This is a genomic window from Arthrobacter sp. R4-81 (genome assembly GCF_054792365.1).
Genome location: NZ_CP096445.1, coordinates 3,932,896 through 3,955,090, shown reverse-complemented (window position 1 = coordinate 3,955,090; position 22,195 = coordinate 3,932,896). Strand labels below are relative to the sequence as shown.

22 protein-coding genes are annotated in these 22,195 nt (G+C 62.4%); 8 read left to right on the top strand and 14 right to left on the bottom strand.

Going from position 1 to position 22,195, the window contains the following annotated elements; genetic code table 11:
- Positions 1-109: 109 nt before the first annotated feature.
- Positions 110-1,453, bottom strand: a complete 1,344-nt coding sequence (gene aceA / locus M1E05_RS18155) for an isocitrate lyase (RefSeq protein ID WP_461163799.1) — start codon at positions 1,451-1,453, stop codon at positions 110-112.
- A 172-nt stretch (positions 1,454-1,625) separates the two neighbouring features.
- On the opposite strand from aceA, the gene M1E05_RS18150 reads away from it, so the two are divergent.
- Together M1E05_RS18150 and M1E05_RS18145 are read left to right on the top strand one after the other, a co-directional pair.
- On the top strand, positions 1,626-3,140 hold the full coding sequence (locus M1E05_RS18150; protein ID WP_461163798.1) for a helix-turn-helix domain-containing protein: 1,515 nt from the start codon (positions 1,626-1,628) through the stop codon (positions 3,138-3,140).
- A 343-nt stretch (positions 3,141-3,483) separates the two neighbouring features.
- Entirely contained in the window at positions 3,484-4,761 is a 1,278-nt protein-coding gene (locus tag M1E05_RS18145; RefSeq protein WP_461163797.1) for a serpin family protein, read from the top strand.
- Between the two features lie 28 nt (positions 4,762-4,789).
- Here M1E05_RS18145 and M1E05_RS18140 read toward each other — a convergent pair whose 3' ends face one another.
- On the bottom strand, positions 4,790-5,098 hold the full coding sequence (locus M1E05_RS18140; RefSeq protein ID WP_461163796.1) for a hypothetical protein: 309 nt from the start codon (positions 5,096-5,098) through the stop codon (positions 4,790-4,792).
- A 99-nt stretch (positions 5,099-5,197) separates the two neighbouring features.
- Here M1E05_RS18140 and M1E05_RS18135 point away from each other — a divergent pair, with 99 nt between their 5' ends.
- Both M1E05_RS18135 and M1E05_RS18130 read left to right on the top strand, forming a co-directional pair.
- Complete coding sequence (locus M1E05_RS18135; RefSeq protein ID WP_461163795.1) at positions 5,198-5,788, top strand: TetR/AcrR family transcriptional regulator; 591 nt, start codon at positions 5,198-5,200, stop codon at positions 5,786-5,788.
- A 156-nt stretch (positions 5,789-5,944) separates the two neighbouring features.
- On the top strand, positions 5,945-6,661 hold the full coding sequence (locus M1E05_RS18130; RefSeq protein WP_461163794.1) for a queuosine precursor transporter: 717 nt from the start codon (positions 5,945-5,947) through the stop codon (positions 6,659-6,661).
- A 102-nt stretch (positions 6,662-6,763) separates the two neighbouring features.
- On the opposite strand, the gene M1E05_RS18125 is transcribed toward M1E05_RS18130, so the two are convergent.
- The 6 genes from M1E05_RS18125 to M1E05_RS18100 form a co-directional block, all read right to left on the bottom strand.
- Positions 6,764-7,702 carry a type IV toxin-antitoxin system AbiEi family antitoxin domain-containing protein gene (locus M1E05_RS18125; protein ID WP_461163793.1) on the bottom strand — a complete coding sequence of 313 codons (939 nt, stop codon included), beginning with the start codon at positions 7,700-7,702 and terminating at the stop codon, positions 6,764-6,766.
- A 154-nt stretch (positions 7,703-7,856) separates the two neighbouring features.
- Entirely contained in the window at positions 7,857-9,158 is a 1,302-nt protein-coding gene (gene tgt, locus M1E05_RS18120) for a tRNA guanosine(34) transglycosylase Tgt (RefSeq protein WP_461165285.1), read from the bottom strand.
- 185 nt (positions 9,159-9,343) lie between these two features.
- Complete coding sequence (locus M1E05_RS18115; RefSeq protein ID WP_461163792.1) at positions 9,344-10,069, bottom strand: SRPBCC family protein; 726 nt, start codon at positions 10,067-10,069, stop codon at positions 9,344-9,346.
- Between the two features lie 66 nt (positions 10,070-10,135).
- A complete protein-coding gene (locus tag M1E05_RS18110) occupies positions 10,136-11,125 on the bottom strand; it encodes a DUF6707 family protein (RefSeq protein ID WP_461163791.1) in 990 nt (329 codons plus the stop codon).
- A 167-nt stretch (positions 11,126-11,292) separates the two neighbouring features.
- Positions 11,293-11,832, bottom strand: coding sequence for an NUDIX hydrolase family protein (locus M1E05_RS18105; RefSeq protein ID WP_309107612.1), 540 nt, complete (start codon positions 11,830-11,832; stop codon positions 11,293-11,295).
- A 69-nt stretch (positions 11,833-11,901) separates the two neighbouring features.
- A complete protein-coding gene (locus tag M1E05_RS18100) occupies positions 11,902-12,669 on the bottom strand; it encodes a VOC family protein (protein WP_461165284.1) in 768 nt (255 codons plus the stop codon).
- Positions 12,670-12,732: 63 nt separating this feature from the next.
- Here M1E05_RS18100 and M1E05_RS18095 point away from each other — a divergent pair, with 63 nt between their 5' ends.
- On the top strand, positions 12,733-13,350 hold the full coding sequence (locus tag M1E05_RS18095) for a YdeI/OmpD-associated family protein (RefSeq protein ID WP_458113195.1): 618 nt from the start codon (positions 12,733-12,735) through the stop codon (positions 13,348-13,350).
- Positions 13,351-13,387: 37 nt separating this feature from the next.
- Here the strand turns inward: M1E05_RS18095 and M1E05_RS18090 are convergent, their stop codons facing one another.
- Genes M1E05_RS18090 through M1E05_RS18080 form a run of 3 tightly spaced genes read right to left on the bottom strand, consistent with a single transcriptional unit; the run spans position 13,388 to position 14,823 of the window.
- On the bottom strand, positions 13,388-14,074 hold the full coding sequence (locus M1E05_RS18090; RefSeq protein WP_461163790.1) for a GntR family transcriptional regulator: 687 nt from the start codon (positions 14,072-14,074) through the stop codon (positions 13,388-13,390).
- Positions 14,075-14,110: 36 nt separating this feature from the next.
- The gene (locus tag M1E05_RS18085; RefSeq protein ID WP_461163789.1) at positions 14,111-14,596 is read right to left on the bottom strand and encodes a PTS sugar transporter subunit IIA; all 486 of its coding nucleotides are present in this window, start codon (positions 14,594-14,596) and stop codon (positions 14,111-14,113) included.
- A complete protein-coding gene (locus M1E05_RS18080) occupies positions 14,593-14,823 on the bottom strand; it encodes a glucose PTS transporter subunit EIIB (RefSeq protein WP_458113198.1) in 231 nt (76 codons plus the stop codon). Before M1E05_RS18080 ends, M1E05_RS18085 begins: the two co-directional genes overlap by 4 nt.
- A gap of 206 nt (positions 14,824-15,029) precedes the next feature.
- Here M1E05_RS18080 and M1E05_RS18075 point away from each other — a divergent pair, with 206 nt between their 5' ends.
- From M1E05_RS18075 to nagB, 3 genes are read left to right on the top strand one after another with little or no spacing between them, the layout of a single operon-like run.
- A complete protein-coding gene (locus M1E05_RS18075; protein ID WP_461163788.1) occupies positions 15,030-16,313 on the top strand; it encodes a PTS transporter subunit EIIC in 1,284 nt (427 codons plus the stop codon).
- On the top strand, positions 16,303-17,565 hold the full coding sequence (locus M1E05_RS18070) for an N-acetylglucosamine-6-phosphate deacetylase (protein ID WP_461163787.1): 1,263 nt from the start codon (positions 16,303-16,305) through the stop codon (positions 17,563-17,565). Before M1E05_RS18075 ends, M1E05_RS18070 begins: the two co-directional genes overlap by 11 nt.
- Positions 17,546-18,325 carry a glucosamine-6-phosphate deaminase gene (gene nagB, locus M1E05_RS18065; RefSeq protein ID WP_461163786.1) on the top strand — a complete coding sequence of 260 codons (780 nt, stop codon included), beginning with the start codon at positions 17,546-17,548 and terminating at the stop codon, positions 18,323-18,325. The genes M1E05_RS18070 and nagB overlap by 20 nt, the downstream gene beginning before the upstream one ends.
- A 2-nt stretch (positions 18,326-18,327) precedes the next feature.
- Here nagB and M1E05_RS18060 read toward each other — a convergent pair whose 3' ends face one another.
- Genes M1E05_RS18060 through M1E05_RS18050 form a run of 3 tightly spaced genes read right to left on the bottom strand, consistent with a single transcriptional unit; the run spans position 18,328 to position 22,128 of the window.
- The gene (locus M1E05_RS18060) at positions 18,328-19,491 is read right to left on the bottom strand and encodes an ABC transporter ATP-binding protein (protein WP_458113202.1); all 1,164 of its coding nucleotides are present in this window, start codon (positions 19,489-19,491) and stop codon (positions 18,328-18,330) included.
- The gene (locus M1E05_RS18055; protein ID WP_461165283.1) at positions 19,488-21,026 is read right to left on the bottom strand and encodes an ABC transporter permease; all 1,539 of its coding nucleotides are present in this window, start codon (positions 21,024-21,026) and stop codon (positions 19,488-19,490) included. The genes M1E05_RS18060 and M1E05_RS18055 overlap by 4 nt, the downstream gene beginning before the upstream one ends.
- Positions 21,027-21,084: 58 nt before the next feature.
- Positions 21,085-22,128: an iron ABC transporter substrate-binding protein gene (locus M1E05_RS18050; RefSeq protein ID WP_458113203.1), complete on the bottom strand. Its 1,044-nt coding sequence runs from the start codon at positions 22,126-22,128 to the stop codon at positions 21,085-21,087.
- Between the last annotated feature and the right edge of the window lie 67 nt (positions 22,129-22,195).

The following is a 22,195-nucleotide window of genomic DNA, read 5'->3' as shown; positions in this document are numbered from 1 at the left end:
TCCAAAGGCCGGACGCAAGCACCGGCGTCGAACTCAACCGCCGTCGGAAGTTGGGCCCACGGCCGCCGGGTTCCCTCGCGAGCTTACGAGTGGAGGGGGCGGCTGGGGATTAGTGGAACTGCCCCTCTTCGGTCGATCCGACCAAGGCGAGGGTGGATGCGTTCGGGTTGAGCGCAGTGGCGATGTCGTCGAAGTAGCCGGTGCCGACTTCGCGCTGGTGCTTGGTTGCGGTGTAGCCGCGGGATTCGGAGGCGAATTCCTTTTCCTGAAGCTCGACGTAGGCGCTCATGCCTTCACGGGCGTAGCCGTGGGCGAGGTCGAACATCGAGTAGTTCAGGGCGTGGAAGCCGGCCAGGGTGATGAACTGGAACGTGAAGCCCATCGCGCCGAGTTCACGCTGGAACTTGGCGATGGTGGCGTCGTCCAGGTGCTTGCGCCAGTTGAACGATGGCGAGCAGTTATAGGAGAGCATCTGGTCCGGGAACTCTGCCTTGACGGCCTCGGCGAACTTACGGGCGAGCTCAAGGTCCGGTGTGCCTGTCTCCATCCAGATGAGGTCGGAGTAGGGGGCGTAGGCCTTGGCGCGGGCGATGCAGGGTTCGATGCCGTTGCGGACTTTGTAGAAGCCTTCGGGGGTGCGGACCGGCTGGCCGCCCTCGCGGAGGATGAATTCCTGGTCGCGCTCGTCGACGTCGGAGGTGATCAGCGTGGCTGCCTCGGCGTCGGTGCGGGCGATGACGACGCTCGGGGTCCCGGCGACGTCGGCTGCAAGGCGGGCAGCGTTCAAGGTGCGGACATGCTGCTGGGTCGGGATGAGGACCTTGCCGCCGAGGTGACCGCACTTCTTTTCCGAGGCGAGCTGGTCCTCCCAGTGAACCCCTGAGGCGCCGGCCTGGATCATGGATTTCATGAGTTCGTAGGCGTTCAGCGGGCCACCAAAGCCGGCCTCAGCATCGGCGACGATCGGCACCATCCAGTCCTCAACGGTCTGGATGCCCTCGGAGTATTCGATTTGGTCGGCGCGGAGCAGGGCGTTGTTGATGCGGCGGACAACAGTGGGTACCGAGTTGGCCGGGTACAGGGACTGGTCCGGGTACGTGTGGCCCGAGTTGTTGGCATCTGCGGCCACCTGCCAGCCGGAGAGGTAGATCGCGCGGAGGCCGGCTTTGACCTGCTGCACTGCCTGGTTGCCGGTGAGGGCGCCCAGGGCGTTGGTGTACTGGCCGGTTTTGTGCTCCTCGGTGAGCTGCTTCCAGAGCTTCTCCGAACCGCGGCGGGCAAGAGTGTGCTCTTCAGAGACGCGGCCGCGGAGGCGGACGACGTCGGAGGCCTTGTAGTCCCGGGTCACACCTTCCCAACGCGGGTTGGCGGCCCACTCGAGCTCCAAGGCGGCAGCCAGCTCGCTTGCCGTGTCCTGGCCGGACGGCTGGGTGGGCTCAAATGCTGCAGTCATCTTTGTCTCCTTGTTTATCCGGTTATCCGGGTTAGCGCCGGTATTGGTTCCCCGACCGGCCCGTTCTGCTCCGTTGCAGTCCGGGCCGGCCTTTCCGGTGCGGTGTTTCTTTCCGTGAGACTTACTTTTCTGCACTTACAAGACGCTTACTAGGGGTAATTGCTGGAAAGAAATGCAGTTTTTGCCGTATTCTTCAGAAATGCCTACTCCAAGCTGGAACCGGAAAGCCGCACCGCCGTCGTCGTCCTCTGCTTCGGGTGAACTGGACGTCATCAGCCTTGGGCGCCGCGTGCGCCACCTGCGTAAAGCGGCAGGTATGACGCTCGACGACGTCAGTGCCGCCGTCGGCACCGCCCCGAGCCAGCTGAGCCTTATTGAGAACGGCAAACGCGAGCCCAAACTCGGGCTGCTGCAGCAGCTCGCGGCGGCGTTGAATGTCGGCATCGAGCAGCTGCTGGGCGCGGAGCCGCCCAACCGGCGGGCGGCTTTGGAAATCGAGCTGGAACGCTACCAGCGCAGCCCCATCTACGAGTCCCTCAACCTGCCCAAAATCCGTATCAGCTCGCGGCTTCCCATGGACGTGCTGGAGTCCATGGTCGGCCTGCAGCAGGAGCTGGAACGCAAGCTCAATGAGCAGATCGCGACGCCGGAAGAAGCCCGCCGCGCCAACGTTGAACTGCGCGCGATGATGCGTGAGCGGAACAACTATTTTCCGGAGTACGAGGCCGAGGCCCAGAAGGTGCTGGCGAATGTGGGGCACACCAGCGGCCCGCTGTCCCAGCACGTCATTGCCGACATCGCCGCACACCTTGGATTCAGCCTTCACCATGTGGGCGATTTGCCCCATTCCACGCGGTCCGTGACAGATCTTAAGAACCGCCGAATTTATCTCACCCAGAACCAGCGGACGGATCACGACCCCCGTTCAGTGCTACTTCAGGCGTTGGGACACTACGTGCTGGGCCATCAGACACCCTCCAATTACGGGGACTTTTTGATGCAGCGGGTGGCCACCAACTACTTTGCTGCCGCCCTTATGCTCCCCGAGCAGGCCACCGTCGAGTTCCTGCAGAAGGCCAAGCAGGCCAAGGAAATCGCCGTCGAGGACATCAGGGACGCTTTTGCCGTTTCCTATGAAACAGCCGCACACCGTTTCACCAACCTCGCCACCGAGCACCTGGGCATCCGGACGCATTTCCAGAAAACGCACCAGAGCGGCATCATCTACAAGGCTTACGAGAACGACGGCGTGACCTTCCCCCAGGATCACACGGGCGCCATCGAGGGCCAACCGTCCTGCAAATACTGGACGTCACGGGTGGTGTTCGACGTCCCGGACAAGTTCCGCGCGTACAACCAATACACGGACACCCCGGCCGGAACGTACTGGTGCACCGCCCGGACCGAGCGTTCCGCCGCTGGTGAGTTTTCGCTGTCTGTCGGCGTGCCGTATACCCACGTGAAATGGTTCCGGGGACGGGACACCACCGAGCGCTCCAAGTCGGCCTGCCCGGATGAAAGTTGCTGCAAGCGTCCGCCGATGTCGCTGGCTTCGGAGTGGGCGGGAAACGCCTGGCCCTCTGCCCGTGCCCACTCCCACCTGCTGGCGGCCATGCCTCCAGGCGCCTTCCCCGGCGTCGACGAGACCGAGGTCTATTCGTTCCTGCAGGCGCACTCGGGGAGCTAGTTCCGCCCGCCCGCCCCACCCGACGCTCCTTCACCTTTCGCCGGTTTTTCCTAGACGCTCTTTCACGTTTCGCCGTTTTAATCTGAACGCTCTTTCACGCTCGAGCGTGCTCGGCTTCCCTGGTGTTTGGGTTGCGAGAGGTGAGGGAGGGTTGGTGTTTGGGTTGCGAGAGGTGAGGGAGGGTTGGTGTTTGGGGTGCGAGAGGTGAGGGAGGGTTGGTGTTTAGGTTGCGAAAGGTGAGGGAGCGTCGATACCAAAACGACAGCAAACCGTGACCCCTCCGGCATCGTTCTCTGAAGCCCGAACTGGTTGACTGAAATCCAAGGTGTCTGAGGGGGCAGCAGTGAAGAATCTTAGAGCGCAGGTTGTTGCTGTGAGTGCAGCGCTGGCAATTACCGCATGTTCGTCGTCGTCGGCTCCCGAACTGTTGAAAGCCGACGGCGTCTCGCGGGTCACCGTGGAACGCGCAGACTATGAAACCCAGCTGTTGCAGTACCGGAACTCAGCCCTGGCACTCGGAACGGCCCTCTTGGACGACGGCGGGGAGGGTGGTAACGGCAATGTGATTTCTTCGCCCGGTAGCCTGCTGATCGCCCTGTCAATGCTGCGTTCAGGTGCATCAGGGGAGACAGCGGCAGAACTTGATCGGGTCCTGGGGCTTCCGGAGGAGGGGCGGGACGAGGGCATGAACGCCCTGCTTCAGTCGTTGCAGAAGTTCGACGGCGATCCCGGGTCTGTCGATGAGGAAAACCCGCCCAGGACTCCTGTCATGCATGTTGCCAACGGACTCTTTGTCGACAAGAACGTTCCCACAGGTCCCGACTACGTCAAGACGTTGGGGTTGCATTACGGCACGGGTGTCTACCCCGTGGAATTCCGTGACGAAGCAGCTACGGCCCCCGCGCTGGACGCCTGGGTGGACAAGAACACAGGTGGCCGGATCAAAAAGGCGCCCGCCGCCTATGATCCGGAGAATACGTTCAGCCTGCTGAATGCGCTCTACTTTGCCTCCGCCTGGGAAACGCCGTTTGATGCTAACGGAACCGCTGACTCACCGTTTACTAAGGCCAACGGCGAGGAGATCGTGGTGCCCACCATGAACAATCTCGCAGAAATGGCCTACGCCGAAGGCCCTGGATGGCAGGCTGTGGATCTTCCCTACGCCGAAGGGTTCGTGATGCGGCTTGTCCTGCCTGCGACGGGCGCGAACGGGGATTCCCTGAACATCGGTGCTGCGGAACTTACAGAGATTGCCGACTCCGTGGATGGTGCAGTGCCTGAAATGGTAGAGATTTCATTGCCCAAATGGGATCACAAGAGCAGTTTTGAACTGCGCAAGGTCTTCGAATCGCTCGGCTTGCAGGAGACTCTCAGTACGGACAAGGACTTCGACAACATTCAGCCCGGGATGGTCATCACCCAGGCCGCTCAGGCCGCAAACATTACCGTAGCTGAAAAAGGCACAGTCGCGGCTGCAGTCACCCAGATCAACGGTCGGGCCACGAGCGCCCCACCCATGCCGGACCATGAGATCCATTTTGACCGGCCCTTCCACTACCAGATCGTCCACACCGAGACGGGACTGCCGCTCTTTATGGGCAAGGTGGCGGACCCCCGCTGAGGGCCCCGCTGACGTAAGTCCCATTGAATTACTTGGACGTACGACCCCGACGCAACACGCCATAGCCCTTAAACAGCCGTGGCACTACGAAGTACACAGCGAGCGGGACCACAACGAGTGTGAGTGCGAAGGCCCGGAGGACCGGATGCCAGCCTTCGGAGAATGGTGCAATGACCGCCATCCCCCCGGCGACCAGCGGAAAAATTGCCAGCCAGGTTATCAGTGCACGCACATGAACTGACGGCATGTGGGCGGCTGCCAATGGAGTGGCGGGTGCAGCATAAGCCTCCCTCGTCGTCGTGATGCTGCTTTGTGCGCTGGCTGCATTCGTCTTCATATTCAATCTCCAACTAATTAGTTGCATTTCGGTGCTTCTGACGATAGACGGTTCCGCCTAAAACTGCAACTATCTAGTTGGAAACGGTAGACTCGAGCAATGGCATGGGATATCGAACGGACCAAGACTCTGTTGCTGCAGGCAGCCACGGCCGAATTCAGCGAGAGAGGGCTTGCTGGCGCCCGGATCGACAGGATTGCCGCTGCCGCCGGGATTAACAAAGAACGCATCTACCAGTACTTCGGCAAAAAGGATGAACTTTTCGATGCGGTGCTGGCCGCCGAACTGGTCAGGGTGGTAACGGAAGTTCCCCTTGAGGGAGAGGGGCCGGCAGCGCTGGGGGACTACGCCGGCAGACTGTTCGATCGTCACAGCCAGGACGGCATCTTGCCACGCCTGCAGTTCTGGGAGGGTCTCGAGCGGGGTGACTACGTGGTCAACCGGGAAGCGCGGGCCAGCCACTGTGCAGCGAAGATCGACACAATGCTCCAAGTCCTGCCGGGAATCGACCGGGCTGACGCGGCCGATCTGTTGCTGACTGTAGTGACGTTGTGTGATGGCTGGACCGTCCTTCCCCAGCTGGATGCGCTGATGGCCGGTTCCGTTCCCGGGCGCCTTGTCCGCCGTCGTGATTTTGTTGTCCGCACGGTGACCCTGATGGCCGCGTCGCTGGTGGCGGACGCTGCCTAACAGTTCCGGACGCTGTCTGACGGCTACTGCTTGACGGCACTTGCTTAAGCACGACGCCGGGTGGCCGGGTCAGTGGCAGAATTACCTGACAGTGCTAATACAGCCGGTGGACGTAAACACCCTCCGCCGAGCGAACCACTACGAACGGACACTCCCATGCCTTCCACCCCGGGCCCCGACGCCCTGCCCCTGACCGGTTCCGTCCGAACCCTCCCAAAGTTCGCCTCCATCGGTTCGCCATACTTCGGAACCCTGCTCGCGTTCATGGCGGTGGTGCTGATCCTGTCCAACATCGGAGCGTCCAAAGGCGTCGCCATAGGCCCGATCATCACCGACGGCGGCTTCTTCCTGTTCCCACTGGCCTACATCCTTGGCGACGTCATAAGTGAGGTCTACGGATTCAAGGTGGCGCGCAAAGCCATTATCACCACCTTCGCCCTGTCTGTCTTCGCGTCCCTCTCTTACTGGATCATCATTGCGCTCCCCGGTTTCGACGACGAGTTCGGCACCAGCAAGCAATCCGCCCTCGAAGGAGCCCTCGGCCCGGTTCCGCAAATCGTCCTTGCCTCGCTGCTGGCATTCCTCGCCGGTCAGACCATCAACTCCTGGATTCTGGTGAAGATGAAGGCACGATCCGGCGAGAAGTCGCTGTGGGCCCGCATCATGAGTTCCTCGGTAGCCGGTGAGTTTGTGGACACCTTGATCTTCTGCAGCATTGCCGCTTCTGTCATCGGCATCAACGACTTTGCCGGGTTCGTGAACTACGTGGTGGTGGGCTTCCTCTACAAGACCCTTGTTGAGTTCCTCTTTGTTCCTGTGACCTCCTTGGTGATCGGCTACATCAAGAAGCGTGAGCCGAGCTACGCCGCCTAAGTCCCCGCCGGCGTCTTAGCACTGCCGTTTCGAACTCGCCGAAAACATCCGGGTTCGCCGTAAACTCCCGGCGACTGGACAGGTTTCCGGCGAAATCGGGGGTTAGCGCGGAAGGTTAGCCAAGGCGCTCAACACCCGGTTCTTGAACTCTTGTTCCCGGAAGAGGTCCTTCCACTCGACCCGGATGAACCGCCAGCCTGCCTCGACCAGCGCATTCTCCCTTCGCCGCTCCTCGAAGAGCACCTCGGCCGTGGGTTTGTAGTCGAAATACTTTGTCTTCCCATCGAACTCCAGGGCCAGCTTCTCCTCCTTCCACCCGAAATCGAGGCGATGCCTGCCGATGCGGGTTGCGACCTCGAACTGCGGCTCGGGCGGTTTGATTTTGAGCCGCAGAATCAGCTCCCGCGAGAGCGTTTCGCCGGGGGATTCGGAACGACGATCGGCTGTCTCCAGTACCCGACGGAATGTCCGGATCCCACGGCGCCCATCCAATGACTGCGACATAGCCTGCAGCACTTGAGCATCTGCGCCCAGACGAAGGGCATGATCCATTACGATCAACGCCTGTCGATAGTTCAGCATCATGGCGCAGTCCGCGGCCGTACGCTCCAGAGATGTGGTGCGTAACCCGCCCAGGGTAATCACCTCGTGCTCGGCAAAGGGACGCGTGTGACATCGGACGTCTTTGCCATGGCGTTCATTCGATGGCCGAACTTGTTGCAGGAGATGGACGAGGTCATCGACGTCCCAGAGAAACAGGCGATGCAGACGGGCCGAAGAAGTGTGGCTGTAAACAAAGCTTCCGGTCGACGTCGTGCGCGTTCCGTGCGCGTGTGCATAGATCAGCTGCCTGCTCCGGACGACCGGGGACTGCTCGTTCCAGATGCTGGCGCGAAGATAACAGCCGTGGCGCAACCGAATAAGGGAGCCGGAATCCAGGAGCGCTTTGATGGCACGGGATCCGTAACCGAGATCCAGCAGCTGCTCGGTGCGCCAGATGTTGCCCGTGCCAGGCAGTGAAAGGGCTTCCCGTTGGGTCATGGAACAAGCTTCCGTGCAGATCAAGGCCACCGGGAGGGCCGGCCGTCGCTATGTGGAAAACTCGAAGTCGCCGGAACCGCTGCCCAGTCGCCGGGAACTTCCGGCGATCTCGCAACCTTCCGGCGATTTCGATGGCGGGGGAAGGCCCGGGGCGTCAGGAGTAGTACTGCCCCAGTGTCTGCTCCTTGAAGGCGAAGAAGTCGCCGGATTCGATGGCCAGGCGGGCGTCGTCCACCATCTTCACCACGAAGCGCTCATTGTGGATGGAGATTAGCGTGGCCGAAAGCATCTCCTTGGCCTTGTACAGGTGGTGGATGTACGCGCGGGAGTAATTGGCGCAGGCGTAGCAGTCGCAGCCCTCCTGCAGCGGGCTGAAATCGCGCTTGTACTTGGCGCCGGACAGGTTGTAGCGGCCAGTAGGTGTGTAAAAGGCTGAGTTGCGGGCCACCCGGGTGGGGGAGACGCAGTCGAAAGTGTCAGCGCCGTTTTCGATGGCCGTGAAGATGTCGTCCGGTTCCGAGATGCCTAGGAGATGGCGGGGTTTGTTTTCCGGCAGTTCCTCATTGCACCAACGCACAATCGTGCCCAGATTCTCCTTCTCCAGGGCACCCCCGATACCGAACCCATCAAACGGCATTGCACCAAGGTCCCGGCAGGCTTTCCGGCGCAGATCCTCGTACTGCGCGCCCTGGATCACGCCGAAAAGGGCCTGATACGGCTTGCCCACGCGCTCCTCGGTCAACCGGAAATGCTCGTCGATGCACCGCAGCGCCCAGCGACGGGTCCTCTCCAACGACTCCTCCTGGTATCCGCGGGAATTCTGCAGCGTGGTCAGTTCGTCGAAGGCAAACATGATGTCCGCGCCGATCCGGTGCTGGACCTGCATGGAGATCTCCGGTGAAAACCTGTGCCGGTCTCCATTGAGGTGGCTCTTGAACCACACGCCGTCCTCATCGATATGGGCGAGCCGTTCCTTGCCCGCAGCGACGGCGTCGTCAGACAAAGGCTGATCCGGCAGGGGCGTCGTCTTCATGTCGATGACCTTTTTGAAGCCTGATCCGAGGCTCATCACCTGAAAGCCGCCGGAATCGGTGAAGGTAGGGCCGGGCCAGTTCATGAAAGCGCCCAGCCCGCCGGCCTCATCCAGGATTTCCGCGCCCGGCTGAAGGTAGAGGTGGTACGCATTGGCAAGCAGGGCCTGCGCTCCTAGGTCCGCCATCGCTTCCGGGAGCACGGATTTGACCGTTGCTTTGGTGCCGACGGCGATGAACGCCGGCGTCTGGATGTCACCATGCGGTGTGGCGATGGTTCCGGTGCGGCCGAGGAACTCCCCGCCGTTGGCGGCTCCCTGTTCCACACTCGGTTGGCTGGTATCACTGAGCCTTTTGCCCACCGCGAACGCGAAGCCGCGTCCACCCGCAGGCACAGCACGCGCAGGCACAGCACGCGCTGGCACAGCTGGAGCAGGCACAGCTAGGGCAGGAACAGACGGAGTGGGGGAGGACTCCGGGGACTCGTAAGGCATTTTGGAGCGGTTGGCTGGCACGGTTCAAGTGTGCCAGCATGTACGCCGAAAACCGTTATGAGGGCCCAGCGGAGCGCCCGCAGTCAGAACCCGCAACCCCGCTCAGCCAACCCCCGCTAGTGCAGTGGCTCCGACGACGGGTAGTTCTCACCGCGCCATTCGTCCCACAGTGCCCGAATCGACTCAAGCTTGTGCGCCCCGAGCCCGTAGGTGGAAATGATCACCAGCGATCCGCCGTCGGGCCTGACATCCTCGATGACCGGCTGGTCAGCGACGATCAACAGGCCGTCGTTGTGTTCCGCATAGCTGTGCACGGTGAGCCCCACCTGGTGATTGCTCTTGAACCACACCCGCCCTGAGATTTCCTCACCGGTGCCCAACGTCAGCGAGTAATCCTCGCCCGGCGCCGGAGCGTCCTTAACTCCAAGTTTCGCAATGGCCGAGCCGGAGGTTCCCGGAACGGAGAAAAAAGAAGTTCGCCGCTTGTCGTGGGGATGGCGTTCCAAAGCGAAACGCAGTTGCTGCAGGAACGTCAGCCAGCCCTGGGTGATGTCCTCGTCCCAGGCGGCCCACTCGGAATTGTGGTCCAACGCCGACCTGGTCACGCTGACCAGGGTTCCGTTGGGTACCGGCTTGAGGGTAAAGATGTCCCCGCCATCTACCGTCAATGAGGTGTGGTCAGGACTTTCGACCACGGTGTCTTTGAAGTAGATCTCGTTGATTTCCTCGGCTTGGTCGTCAGCCTCCCAGCCGTGCCACTGGGCGATCTTGGCGGGCTCCCGCAACATGGTCCACACCTGGGGTGCATCGGCATTAATGACAACGCTCAGATTGTTGGTCATGCGCTTGAATCTACAATGCCTGCCAGTGGGGGTACAGGGGTAATTCGCTACCGATAACAGGTAGTTTCAGGCCCGCACTGCCTCGAGTTCGTTGTTGATCCTGCGGTTCAGTTCGGGGCCGCCGATGGTTTCGGAGCCCCCGTGGGCGCGGAGGAAAAGCAGCGCCTGAAGCCTGAGGAACCGCCACTCCCGCTCGGCATCCCGATTCGAGTTATCGATGGAGCGGAAAATTTCCTTGTCGTACAGGTTTGGTTCGTTGAGGGAGCGCTGCCGCACCCGGGCGTTGACCCGTGCCTTGAACGGATCCGACTCCTGTGAATCAGGTGCGCGCAGGAGTTTCTCGTAGATCTCAGCGCGCTCTTCCTGCCCGGTCTGGCGGCAGATATAGCTGGATAGGGCCAGCGCCGCCTCCACTGAACTCCAGCGGCCCGGATTACCGTCGTACGGCAGGACGTTCAGCAAATCTGCCACGGCAAGGGCGTTTTCCGGGTCCTGGAGCAGGATAAAAAGTTCGTGGGCAAGGTCGCTGAGGTCCTTCAGGCAGCTTCCGGACTTGGTGTTGATGCCTTTGATCAGCCGTTCGCTGAGCAACAGGACACCCTCAGCGTCCGGGTGCGCTTCAGCGGCTCTCTGCACGACAGTCTCGGGTGTGCCCTGCTGTTCGGGTATGAGTGCCAGTTCCTCGTCTGCTGCGGGACTGGCGTCAGTTTCAGCGGCCCCAGCGACGGTGGCCGGGAGGGTGGGCGGCAGCGGAGGTACGACGACGGCGGGAGCCGCCGTGACGTCGTCGTCCTCCTCGTCGGGGTGCTTAACCAGCTGAAGGGACGCTGCGGGAGAGTCGGCGACCAGGACCGACGAGCCCACCGCTATGCGGAGAGTGACGCCGTCCGGCAGGGTTGCGATGATCAGGGCCGGGGCACCGAAGTCGTCTTTTTCGAGCTCCACTTCCTGCAGCTCAGCCGAGCTGTCACCGCCCGGCAGGATCAGGTGGTCCCCGGATTGCAGGGCTCCAGCCTGGCGTTCGCGGTAGTGCTGGGCGGCTGGGGGCTGGGTCATCGGGAGTCCTTAAAGTTCTCTTGCGGTCCGCCCTACAGTCTACAAAGGAGCCGGCCCCCTGTCCGGGATGCGCCGGAACCGCGAGAGTCCCGGCCACAGATCAGGAGAAGGTTCGCGGTTCAATTCAGACTCCGGGCAGTCGAAAGGAACCGGCACTCCGGAGGAGCCTAGTTGCCCACGCCTGCGAAGGCCAACGCCTGCCTGATCAAGGCTCCGCGGCCACCGCTGAATTCGAGCTGGACTCCGGGGCTAAGCACTTCTTCGGGGGTCATCCAGGTGAGTTCCAGAGCGTCCTGGCGGGGTTCGCATTCGCCGGTCACCGGGATGACATAGGCCAAGGCGACGGCGTGCTGACGGTCATCCGTAAAGCCGGTCTGGGACGGAGCGGGGAAGTATTCGGCCACGGTGAACGGCACGGGGCTGATGGGAAGCTGCGGAAAGGCCAGCGGGCCCAGATCCTTCTCCATATGGCGCAACAATGCTGCCCGAATGGTTTCGCGGTACAGAACGCGGCCCGAGACCAGAGAACGGATCATAGTTCCGTCCTCGTCAGCCTGCAGCAGGGTGCCGACCTCGTTCACGAATCCCAACGGGTCCAGTCGGACGGGAACAGCTTCCACGTAAACCATGGGGAGGCGTCCACGGGCCTCGAAGAGGTCCTCAGGGGACAGCCAGCCGGGATTCGGGTCAGGGGTGCGCACGTTCATGGTTAAGTTCTACCGCATCCCTGCCTGAACTCCTTGCCGACTCCTGTGGGATCTGCGAGAACACAAGCTTCAGATGCCGGGCCTCTGCCCCGAAATCCAGAGGGCCGGGTGGTGCGCAGCTGTGCTCGCGTCGGGGCTTGGCACCTGGAGTGTCCGGCTAAATGCTTCCTCGGTAGCGGAAACGTCCCAACCTGACGACTCGATCTGTGTCCGCATGCTATCCAGGTCACCGCTGTATTCGAAACCCAGACCTGCCCTTGCCGGAGCCGCCCCGGGCCGCACCATCAGCACGCCGCCGTTTTTCGCCGTGAAATCGGCTGTCTCATCATTGTCCGGAACGGGTCGTGGCCGCGCGCCGATGCTCCGTAAGGTGGACGCCGCTCCTGCCGTGTCCTCCGTGAACCAGACCGCGACGACGGTGAGTGCCGGATCCGCGTCGGCGCAGTTGGCGCCGTGCGCTGCGGGGTCGGCGAAGAAACTGAAGCCGTCCCGGGCACGTATCCGGCATGTGAGGCCGTGGTCAGCATCGACCAGGGCCGCCACAGCTTCAGCTGCCGCAGTGTCTGCCCCTGCTGCTCCGTCGGCCCTTTCTGCTTCCAAGGTTGCCTGGTTAGTCCGGCGGGCAAACTCGTCCAGGTCGCCCACTTCGACGCCGAAAACAGTAATTCCGTCCTGAGCCGAGCCTGGATCGGCCCACCGCAGGGCGAGCCGGCCGGAACCGGCGTCGAACTCCTGCCATTCGCCGTCGTCGACGGTTTTGACCATCCCCAAAGCGGTGAGCAATAGCGACCACTGATCCAGGTGTGAAGTGAAGTGGATGGGGCGCACGCGCAACATAGAAGCCTCCTCGGGCTGGCGCTGGATGTCGGATAGGGCCATCATGGCATGCACAATTGAGCCATGGCTGTTGAACTCGAGGAACTCCTGGTGAAGGACGCCACCGAATGGCGCCGGTGGCTGGAGGACCACCATGGTTCCAGTCCCGGGGTCTGGCTGGTCTTGCATAAGAAAGGCGGCTCGGTCACTGAACTGGATTACGACGCCGCCCTGGACGAGGCCTTGTGCTTCGGCTGGATCGATGGCCAGGTCAAGCGGCGCGACGACGCGAGCTACATTCAGAGGATGACCCCGCGGGGGTCGAAGAGCCGCTGGTCGCTCCGGAACGTCGGCCACGTTGAGCGGTTGGAGGCGGAAGGCAGGATGACTGCGGCAGGACGCGCCGCCGTCGACGCCGCCAAGGCCGATGGACGGTGGGAAGCCGCCTATCCAGGGCAGGCTTCGGCCGTGATTCCAGAGGACCTCGCGGCCGCTATCGCCGCGGTCCCCGAGGCGCAGTCCATGTTCGATGTCCTCACCTCAGTCAACCGGTATGCGCTGTTCTACCGGACCACCTCCGCGAAACAGCCCGAAACCCGTGCCAAGAGGATTGAGGACTTCGTGGTGATGCTCGCCCGCCATGAAAGCCCCTTTCCCCAGAAGAAGAGGCCGGCCAGCACAAGCGACAAACCCCAGCCCTAGGCGGGAGTGTTCCAAGCAGGCGCGGGCGGGCTCAGGCCTATCCGAGCTCCAGGCGCATGGAGATCTGGTACCGGTCGGAGCGGTATGTAGAGGTGGAGTACTCAACTGGGGTGCCCGGATCGGTGGGTCCGGTGAATGAACGGCGCCGGAAAAGCAGGACAGGTGCGCCGGGCTCGATGTCCAGCAGGGCGGCTGCTGTTTCCGATGCCGCTGCGGCTTCGACGGTCTGTTCCGCATGCTGTACGGGATAGCCCGAGGCTGACAGGATCCGGTAGAGGGATCCGGTGAGGTCCTCTTCAAGCAATCCGGGCAGCAGCCGGGGCGGCAGCCAGGACTCGTCCACGCTGACGGGCGCCCCGTTGGCCAGCCGGACCCGGCTGACCTGATAGGCCTCCTGCCCTGCTGCCAACCCCAAGTGCTCGGCTGCCGGATCCGGCGGCACTGCAGCGGCGGCAGTGATGACGCGGGTGCTGGGCTCGAAACCGGCAGCCCGCATGTCCTCGTTGAACGATGCCAGATGCAACGTTGATCGCACCAGCCCGTGCGAGACGAACGTTCCTTTGCCTTTGACCCGAACCAGGGCTCCGTCCTGGACGAGATCGGAGATGGCCCGGCGCACCGTAATTCGGGAGACTCCGAACTGCTCTTCCAGCTGGCGCTCGCCCAGCAGTGCGTCCCCTGGCCTCAGTTCAGTGGCAACCAGTTCCTGTAGCTGTTTGCGCACCCATACATGCTTCAGCTCGCCGGCGGTATCCATCTCTTACTTTCCCGGCAGAGCGAAGAGGTATCCGCCGGCTTCGACCCGGGCGCCGGTCGCGGGAACATCTGCGGCATCGGGTGCGGTGTCCAGCACTACAACGGGGCTGCACATGCTGAGGTTCTTCGACCGCACAAAGGTGGCGTCCACCCTGATAATGGGGTCGCCGGTGCGGACATGGTCGCCCTTTTGCGCATGCACAGTGAAACCTTCGCCCTGCAGTTTGACGGTGTCGATTCCCACGTGCACCAGCACGGCTGGCCCGGAGGGGTGTTGCACGATGTAGGCGTGGGGCATGACCTTGATAACGATGCCGTCGAGAGGGGCGACGGCTGTGAGCGTGCCGGCGTCCTCGTCAGGCATGATGGCGGCCCCACTGCCGACAAGACCCTTGGCGAAGACAGGGTCCGGCACCTCGCTGAGCGGAATGAGAAGACCGGGCAGGGGAGCCGCCACAGTGAGCGCGTCCGTCTGTGCGGCGGTGCTCACATCAGGTCCTGGATGTCTTCAGCAAGGCTCTCGGCTTCGGGGCCGACGACCACTTGCACCACGGTACCCGCCATCATGACCCCGTGCGCGCCGGCGGCCTTGAGTGCCGCCTGGTCAACACGGCCAGCGTCAATGACTTCGGTCCGAAGCCGCGTGATGCACCCTTCGATTTCTTCCACGTTGTCCGCTCCGCCCAAGGCGGCGAGGATGATTTCTGCTTTCGACATATCCACTCCTTGTCCAGTTCAGGTTTTGTCGTTCCCACATTGATTTGGCTGGCGAGTCATGATGCCCATTACGGGATCGTGGTTGACAACTTAGCCCTGCACACCTCAAAGTGATGAATGCCACTGGTTATAACCAGCTGGAATGACTCTACTGAATCCCCCACTTCCGCACAAGCTTCATCGAACAGCATTGAAATGAGGATCCCATGAGCTCAGAAAACACCGCCCCTCCCAGCGGAAGCAGCGCGCTGGCCGAGCCGGCGCCCGCCCCTGGAAAAGCCGCCAAGGGCAGCGGCAAGGCCCTACAGAACCTGCAGCGGTTCGGGCGCAGCCTCATGCTCCCCATTGCAGCCCTCCCGGCCGCGGCCCTTCTTTTGCGCCTGGGCCAGGATGACCTCCTCGGACGGTTCGAGTCCCTCACCACAGTTGCCCAGGTCATAGGTGCAGCAGGTGGCGCCCTGTTTGAGAACCTTCCGCTGCTCTTCGCCGTCGGCATTTCTTTTGGCTTCGCCAAGAAGGGTGACGGGTCCACGGCGCTGGCCGCCGTCGTCGGCTTCCTGGTTCTGATCAACGTGTTCAAAGTTATGGCCCCGCTGGTGCTTGGCGCTGCGCCCGAGGGCGGCAAAGATCCGGTCATCAATTACGGAGTGCTGGCAGGCATCGTGATGGGCCTTACGACGGCGTGGCTGTGGCAGCGGTTCCACCGCACCACCCTTCCTGACTGGCTGGGATTCTTTGCAGGCCGCCGTTTGGTACCCATCCTCACGTCCTTTGCAGCCATCGTGATCGGCGTTGTTATGGCTCTCCTCTACCCGTTGTTCAATACGGGATTGACTGCTGTCGGGAATACCGTGGCCGATAACACGGTGGTGGGAAGCGGAGTTTACGGCACGCTCAACCGGCTGCTCATCCCGCTGGGACTGCACCACATCCTGAACTCCATCGTCTGGTTCATCATCGGTGACTACGATGGTGCCCACGGCGATTTGAACCGGTTCTTCGCTGGCGACCCGACTGCGGGTGTCTTCATGACCGGATTCTTCCCCATCATGATGTTCGCCCTGCCGGCGGCCGCATTGGCAATCTGGCAGGAAGCGAAGCCAGGCCAGAAGAAGATTGTCGGCGGAGTTATGCTGTCCACAGGTCTCACCGCCTTCCTCACCGGCATTACGGAACCTTTGGAATTCTCTTTCATGTTCGTGGCCTGGCCCCTGTATCTTGTTCACGCCGTACTGACCGGGACATCGATGATGCTGGTCAATTTCCTCGGCATCCATCATGGTTTTGGGTTCTCCGCCGGAGCCATTGACTACCTCCTCAACTTCGGCATCGCCCAGAATCCGTTGTGGCTGATCCCCATCGGGTTGGGCTACGCCGCCGTCTATTATGTGGTTTTCCGGTTCGTCATCAGGCGCTGGAACCTTCGCACCATGGGACGCGAAGACGAAACTGACGAGAACGGCTCGATGGCCAAAGCCGATGCCAGCTGACAGTTCGTTGACTTTGGGAGAGAACGACGGCGGCGGGCTGGGGCTGCGGGGGCGGCTCGTCACCGGCCTGCCGGACGACGATGTGATCGACGACGGAACGGTGGTGATCGCAGGTGACCGCATCATGTGGTGCGGCCCGACGGCCGAACTGCCCACCGGCGTCGGCGTCGAAATAACGCGAGTGCCTTTGATCCTGCCCGGGCTCGTCGACGTGCATTGCCACGGCGGCTTCGGGCACACCTTTTCGGCAGACCACCTGGCAGCAAGACAAGCGGCCGGTCAACACGCTGCGAACGGGACGACGTCGCTGCTTGCCTCGCTCGTTTCGGCACCTTCGGCGGTATTGCTTGAACAGATCCTGGTGCTCAGGGAACTGGTGGAGGAGGGGACCCTGGCCGGATTGCACCTGGAAGGGCCATTCATCACCAAAAGCATGTGCGGGGCCCAGGACCCCGCGGCCATTATTGACGGTGACCCTGCGCTGCTGAAGCAGTGGCTCGACGCCGGCCGCGGCACGGTCCGTTCCCTTACCCTCGCCCCGGAGACGGCGCACTTTGCCGAGCTGGTGGCATTGTGCCGGGAGTTTGGGGTGGTCCCCTCGCTCGGTCACACGGATGCCACGGCAGCCCGGACACGGGAAGCCTTGGCGGAGACATCTCCGGACGGCGGTCAGCCTTGGTCTGCCACCCACCTGTTCAACAGGATGCCCCCACTCGGGCACCGCCTGCCCGGACCGGTTGCCGTCCTGCTGCAGGCAGCCCAGCAAAACCCCGAACAGATGGTCTTGGAGCTCATCGCCGACGGCGTTCATCTTGACCCTGAGATCGTCCGTATGGTCTTCGCCCTCGTAGGTCCGCGGTCAATCGCGCTTATTACAGATGCGATGGCAGCAGCAGGGATGGCTGATGGCCCGTACACCCTTGGCAGCTTGGAAGTGACGGTTCGTGGCGGAATTGCCCGGCTGGACCCGATCCGCGGAGAGGGGGTGCCCGGGGCCATCGCAGGCGGAACCAGCAGGCTTCTGGGAAACGTGCGGCGGTGCGTCGAATGGGGAATACCGCTGACTGATGCCGTCACCGCCGCGTCCTTCACCCCGGCCCGCCTTATGAACCTTAAGCACGTTGGCGCCCTCGTGAAGGGATACAGGGCAGACCTGCTTGTGGCCAATGACGAACTGGAAGTGCTGCAGGTCTATCGAGGCGGCGCACAAATTAAACAGGAAGGAAGTGATCGTGCAGATAGTGCTGTGTGAATCAGCCGAACAGGTGGGTGCGCGGGCTGCCGACGTTATTGAAGCCCGCATCCGGCGCGGCCCGGCGGTCCTTGGGCTGGCTACCGGCAGCAGCCCAAGGACGACGTACCTGGAGCTCATCCGGCGCCACCGCGAGGAGCAACTCAGTTTCAGCCAGGTCAGGGCCTTCACACTCGACGAGTATGCCGGGCTGCCGGCCGGACATGAACAGTCCTATTGTTCGACCATCCGGCGGGAATTCGTGGATCATGTGAACCTGCCGCTCGAACACCTTTTCACTCCTCGCGGAGACGCCTGCAACCTGAGGGAAGAGGCAGAGCGCTACGATGCCGCCATTGTGTCCGCCGGAGGGGTGGACGTCCAGATCCTGGGTATCGGCGCCAACGGCCACATCGGCTTTAACGAACCAACGTCGTCCCTGGAGTCCCGGACCAGGGTGAAAACCCTGGCGGGAGCGACGCGGGAGGACAATGCCCGCTTCTTTGCGGAGGGGAGTGTCCCGCGACTATGCCTGACCCAAGGGCTGGGGACCATCCGGGAAGCTCGTCAGGCGGTCCTTGTGGCAATGGGCGCCAATAAGGCCGCTGCAGTCCGTGCGATGGTCGAAGGGCCGGTGAGCGCCCATTGCCCTGCTTCGGTGCTGCAACTGCATCCTCAGGCCGTCGTCATCCTGGACCCAGCCGCGGCGGCAAACCTGACATTGCTGGATTACTACCGGGAGGCACAGGAGCTCAACGATCAGCTGATTTCTTACCCATAGGCCTAGCCGCCTACGGGGAAAGCCACAGCCTCTCCCACCACGCGAAGGCAGAGTTCCATGCCGGGCCGGGCAATGGAGGCATTCCAGTGGCGGATGGTAATAATTTCGCCCCCACCCGGGTACCGGTGATCCGCCGTCGCCCCTGCCGCAAGTTCCGGTGGAATGGCGAGCTGCAGCCGCACTGTGGTCTCGGGCCCAAAATAGTCGGTGTCCACAACTACGCCGCGGATGGGCCCGTCTTCGGCAATGCGGATCTGTTCGGGCCGGAGCATGAGCTGGACCAGGCCCTGGGCGGGGGGCCTCCGGACAGGAATTCCCCCGAGGGAGCACGTGGCCAATGACCCTTCCATCCAGGCGTCCAGGATAACGGCGTCACCCAGGAACTCGGCCGTGGCCCGGTCGGTGGGACGTGTGTACACCACAAACGGGTTGCCGATCTGGGCCAGCTTGCCGCCACGCATCACCGCCACCTGGTCCGCGAAGGAAAGCGCCTCGGCCTGGTCGTGGGTGACCAGTATGGTGGTGACGCCGGCTTCGTTGAGTACTTTGGCAACCGCGCGCCGCGTGGCCACGCGGAGGCCGGCGTCGAGTGCCGAAAAGGGCTCATCGAGGAGCATCAGTTCCGGCTCCCGCGCCAAGGCACGGGCCAGGGCCACCCGCTGTTGTTGCCCACCGGAGAGCTGGTGCGGCCGGCGTTTCGCCATCGAGCCATCCAAGGAGACCATGTCCAGCAGTTCCCCGACCCGTGCCGAGATACCCCTCCGGCCTCCCGCCAGCTTCCGGTGCTCGAGTCCGAACGCAATGTTCTGTCCCACTGTCAGGTGCGGGAACAGCGCGCCGTCCTGGGCCACATACCCGACGTGGCGCTTGTGCGCGGGGATCCAGACGCCGTCGCCCGCTACAGGTTTCCGGTTCAGCTCGATGGTCCCCGTTCCGGGGTGCTCGAAGCCTGCGATGAGGCGGAGGAGCGTGGTCTTACCGGAGCCTGAAGGCCCAACAATCGCGGTGGTTCCGCCCTTGGCTACCGAGAGGTTGACGCCCTTGAGGACGGCCTGGGAACCAAAGTTTTTCGTGACTGACTCGATAACCAGGTGACTGTTGGTAGTCGGCTCCACCGAGGCGGAGATGCGGGGTTCGGGGAGCCGTGAGGGCGCTTGTTCTGTCACTGTCCCGCTGCTTTCTTGGACTGCTGGAAGAGAAGGTAGGTCATGGGTGCGGACAGCAGGATCATGAGCAGCGCATAGGGTGCTGCGCCGGCATAGTCGATCTCGCTGCTCTTGTTCCAAAATGATGTGGCCAGGGTGGTGGTGCCGCTGGGGGACAGCAGCAATGTCGCTGTCAGTTCCGTCACGACGGCGAGGAAGACCAAAGCGGCTCCGCCGGCCGCGGCCGGGGCGCTCAAGCGGAGCGTAACCCTGATAAAGGCCAGGAACGGCGACTTCCCGAGGGCCCTGGCTGCCTCGTCCAGCTCCTTGGGAGCCTGCGCCAATCCGGCCCGGAGATTTACCAGGGCGCGCGGGATAAATAGAAGGACATAGGCTGCCACCAACAAGCCGGTGGTTTGATAAAGGTCCGGCATGACATTGATGGCAACCGTCACAAACGCCAGGCCCACCACGATTCCGGGCATTGAGCTGGTGATGTAGTTGGAAAGCTCGAGGGACTTGCTGAACCAGCCGGGGTGGCGCACGGCCAGGTACGCCATGGGAAACGCGACGACGGTGGCAGCCACTGCGCCAGCCAGCCCCAGTCCCAGGGTTTGCAGCAGCGCGGGGAGCAGTTCATCAAGGTCCCAGATTTCGGCCCCGCCGGCCACGATCCAGCGCATCACGAACCACAATGGCAGGCCCAGCGACAACGCGGTGAGCACCGTCATGGCCAGCTGACCTGGCGTGTGGTACCGGCCAAGGGCGAGCCTGTGCGGCTTGGCTTGGGCACCTGAGCCGATCCTGGCGTAGCGCGCGCTGCCGCGGCTCCGGACTTCAAGCACCAGCAGGATCAGGCAGAAGAACACCAGGACGCTGGCAAGCATGTTCCCGGCGGTGCCGTTGAAAGTGGAAGCGTACTGCTGCATGATCGCCGTCGTAAAGGTCTCGAAGCGGATCATGGCAAAGGCGCCGTATTCGGCCAGCAGGTGGAGCCCCACAAGCAGTCCTCCGCCCGTGATGGCCAGCCGCAGCTGGGGGAGGATCACCCGGAAAAAGACCCGCCATGGCCCCAGCCCAAGGGCAGCGGCGGATTGTTCAATCGCAGGATCAAGGCGCGTTAGCGTGGCAGCGGCCGGAATGTAGACCAAGGGGAAATAGGAAAGTACCGCGATCAGGGAGCCGGACCAGACGCCCTCCAGGGAAGGGATGGCCGATACCCAGGAGTAGCTGTTAACGAATGCCGGAATTGCGAGCGGGGCGGCCAACAGCACCGCCCAGACCTTGTGGCCACCGAGCGTGGTGCGCTCCACGAGCCAGGCGCTGCCCACACCCACCACCAGGGTTGCCGGAACAACGATCAGCATCAGCAGCAGGGTATTGGTGAGCAGCTCACCCACCTTGGGCCGGAAAACCAGCTCGATGCTTGTTTCCCAGCCGGTGACCGCCGTCATGTAGATCACATAGCCCAGCGGAAGCAGGGAAAAAATCGCCAAAATTATGGCCAGTAATGCAACGACCAATGGCGGGCGAGGGCTGCTACCCTTGCCCGCCATTGGTTTGGCCGCCCTGGTGGCGACGGTTGGCGATGCGATCACTGCGGGGAATTGATTATTAGAGAAGCCCGGCCTTGGTCATCAGCTCGGTGACCTTCTTGGAGTTGAGCTTGGACGCGTCCACTGTGGGAGGTTCCAGCTCTGCCAGCGGGGTGAGCTTCTCGTTGGAAGGAACGTCAGAGCCAACCGCGTACTCGAAGTCCTTGCCCGTCTGGAGGAGCTCCTGGCCCTTCTTGCCGGTGATGAAAGCGAGGAACTTTTCGGCGTTCGCCTTGTTCTTGGAGGAATTGAGTACGCCACCGCCGGAGATGGAGACGAATGCGCCTGGATCCTGGTTCTTGAAGTAGTGGCTGGCGATGTTCTTGGAGTTTTCGCCGGTCTTCGCCTGGTCGCCGAAGTAGTAGTAGTGGTAAATCACGCCACCCTCGATCTCGCCGGCGTTGACGGCCTTCATGACGGCACCATTGCCCTGATAGCCCTTGAAGTTTTCCTTCATGGCGGTCAGCCACTTCTCGGTCTCAGCCTCGCCCTTGAGCTCAAGGTAGGCGGAGACGATGGCCTGGAAGTCGGCACCTGACGGGGAGGCGCCCCAGCGGCCCTTCCATTCAGGATTAGCCAGGTCCGCGAGGGACTTGGGCAGCTTGTCTTCAGTCAGCTTTTCCTTGTTGTACACGAACACGGTGGAGCGTGCAGCGACGCCGGTCCACTTGTTGGTGGAGGGACGGTACTCCTCAGGAACCTGCTTCTTGACCTCGTCGGTCAGGTCAGCGAACAGCCCGGCGTTCTCCACCTGCGTCATTGCCGGGGAGTTCTCGGTGATGAAGAGATCCGCGGGGGACTTGTCGCCCTCCTGGATGATCTGGTTGGACATTTCGCTGTCCTTGCCCTGGCGCAGGGTGACCTTGATGCCGGTCTCCTTGGTGAATTCCTCGGCCCAGGCCTTGGTCATCGATTCGTGCTGTGCGTTGTAGACGGTGATCTCACCGGAATCGGCGGCTCCGGTTGCCGCGGGAGTGGCCGAACCGGAGCCACAGGCTGCCAGGCCGAGAGTGGCGGTGGCGAGGAGTGCTATTCCTGCCAGCGCGTTAGTGCGGATCTTCATGGGGGCTTCTTTCTGGGGAAAAGTCAGCGGACCGGAGTCCCGTGAGCCAAGGAAAATCAGGGGTGCT

What these genes read in the sequence shown, in the direction of transcription:
- aceA (WP_461163799.1), bottom strand. Translation starts at nt 1,453, where the DNA reads ATGACTGCAGCATTTGAGCCCACCCAGCCGTCCGGCCAGGACACGGCA.
- M1E05_RS18150 (WP_461163798.1), top strand. Translation starts at nt 1,626, where the DNA reads ATGCAGTTTTTGCCGTATTCTTCAGAAATGCCTACTCCAAGCTGGAAC.
- M1E05_RS18140 (WP_461163796.1), bottom strand. Translation starts at nt 5,098, where the DNA reads ATGAAGACGAATGCAGCCAGCGCACAAAGCAGCATCACGACGACGAGG.
- M1E05_RS18135 (WP_461163795.1), top strand. Translation starts at nt 5,198, where the DNA reads ATGGCATGGGATATCGAACGGACCAAGACTCTGTTGCTGCAGGCAGCC.
- M1E05_RS18130 (WP_461163794.1), top strand. Translation starts at nt 5,945, where the DNA reads ATGCCTTCCACCCCGGGCCCCGACGCCCTGCCCCTGACCGGTTCCGTC.
- M1E05_RS18125 (WP_461163793.1), bottom strand. Translation starts at nt 7,702, where the DNA reads ATGACCCAACGGGAAGCCCTTTCACTGCCTGGCACGGGCAACATCTGG.
- M1E05_RS18115 (WP_461163792.1), bottom strand. Translation starts at nt 10,069, where the DNA reads ATGACCAACAATCTGAGCGTTGTCATTAATGCCGATGCACCCCAGGTG.
- M1E05_RS18110 (WP_461163791.1), bottom strand. Translation starts at nt 11,125, where the DNA reads ATGACCCAGCCCCCAGCCGCCCAGCACTACCGCGAACGCCAGGCTGGA.
- M1E05_RS18105 (WP_309107612.1), bottom strand. Translation starts at nt 11,832, where the DNA reads ATGAACGTGCGCACCCCTGACCCGAATCCCGGCTGGCTGTCCCCTGAG.
- M1E05_RS18100 (WP_461165284.1), bottom strand. Translation starts at nt 12,669, where the DNA reads ATGTTGCGCGTGCGCCCCATCCACTTCACTTCACACCTGGATCAGTGG.
- M1E05_RS18095 (WP_458113195.1), top strand. Translation starts at nt 12,733, where the DNA reads ATGGCTGTTGAACTCGAGGAACTCCTGGTGAAGGACGCCACCGAATGG.
- M1E05_RS18080 (WP_458113198.1), bottom strand. Translation starts at nt 14,823, where the DNA reads ATGTCGAAAGCAGAAATCATCCTCGCCGCCTTGGGCGGAGCGGACAAC.
- M1E05_RS18075 (WP_461163788.1), top strand. Translation starts at nt 15,030, where the DNA reads ATGAGCTCAGAAAACACCGCCCCTCCCAGCGGAAGCAGCGCGCTGGCC.
- M1E05_RS18070 (WP_461163787.1), top strand. Translation starts at nt 16,303, where the DNA reads ATGCCAGCTGACAGTTCGTTGACTTTGGGAGAGAACGACGGCGGCGGG.
- M1E05_RS18055 (WP_461165283.1), bottom strand. Translation starts at nt 21,026, where the DNA reads ATGGCGGGCAAGGGTAGCAGCCCTCGCCCGCCATTGGTCGTTGCATTA.
- M1E05_RS18050 (WP_458113203.1), bottom strand. Translation starts at nt 22,128, where the DNA reads ATGAAGATCCGCACTAACGCGCTGGCAGGAATAGCACTCCTCGCCACC.